This is a genomic window from Asanoa siamensis (assembly GCF_016862555.1).
GTDB classification, from domain to species: domain Bacteria; phylum Actinomycetota; class Actinomycetes; order Mycobacteriales; family Micromonosporaceae; genus Asanoa; species Asanoa siamensis.
Map to the genome: position 1 here is coordinate 1 of NZ_BONE01000197.1, position 1161 is coordinate 1161.

General features: G+C 69.1%; 1 protein-coding gene. It reads right to left on the bottom strand.

The genetic code is table 11. The annotated features are described in order from the left end of the window. Positions 1-1044: transposase (locus tag Asi02nite_RS41210; protein WP_203719476.1), on the bottom strand; the 1044-nt coding region annotated here is incomplete at its 3' end. Between the last annotated feature and the right edge of the window lie 117 nt (positions 1045-1161).

The window sequence follows — 1161 nt, forward strand, 5'->3', positions numbered from 1 at the left end:
CAGGAACGCCTGCCAGAGCAGGTCGACCTCGACGACGCTGGCTTCGGGTTGGGACCACCACAGCCAGACCGGTTTCGCGGTCGCGCCCGAGGGCAGCCGGTCAACGGTCAGCAGGATCACGGTGCCTTCGATGATCGGCAGCGCGCCGGCATGCGCGACCCAGGCGGTGCGGTGGGTCAGCCTAGGGTGCAGCCGGTTCCAGGCCCGGGCGGTCGCGGTGCCGTAGAGGCGGGTGTCGGTGACGGTCGCGGTGTCCGGGTCGCCCCAGCTGGCGGGATCACCGAAGATGAACTCGCCGCCGTGGCGGGGCTTGCGGCCGCCATGCGCGCGCGGTGTCCAGGGCGGTGGCGGCCGGCGCAGGACCCGATCCGAACGCATCCGCACCAGCATCCGAACGGGCAGATCGGCTAGGAGGAACGCCAACCGCGGGCCGTCATAGCCGGCGTCGGCGACGATCCACATCTGTGGATCGCCGGGCCGCCACTGCCCGGCAGCGATCAGCCGCGCCACGACCTCACGTAACTGGCTCGCGGTAACGGTGGCCGCGTCGTCGCCGGGCGCGAGGCGGCGGGCATTCAGCGGTGCGGTCCACGAGCTGCGGCCGGTCTCCAACGCGGTGACCAGTGAATACGGCCAGCCCGGGACCATGATGTGGGTGTCTTTGCCGCGGCCGTAGGTGTGGCAGAGGACCCGCTGCGCGCTGGTATGGGCCTCCGGCCGCAGCCAGCACGTCACGTCCACCGCCAGGACGATCCGCCCGTCCGCGGCTCGCGGCACCGCCACCCCGGCCAGACTCGTCTTCAACGCCTCGATGTCGATCCGGCCCCGGTTCACGGCCGCGTACAACGAGCCGTGACCCCGCCGATGCTCCCCGACCAGTGACAACCCTACGAGCGAATGCACCGGCCCGTCGGCGCACAACAGCGCGTCGGTCAGCTCGAACAACGCGTCCGCACGCGCGGTCAAACAACGGTGAAACGCCCGCCGGAACGCGGCCAGACGCCCAACCGTTCCGACCACATCGGCATCGTGCACACTGATCACCAGACAGCCCTTGGTTCGAGATCTTCTCCCTAGACAAGAGAAATGATCAATCAAGGGCTGTTCCCATGATCAGCCGGGGTCGATACCAACCGGCCACAGGTTAAAGCTCAAGCTAGG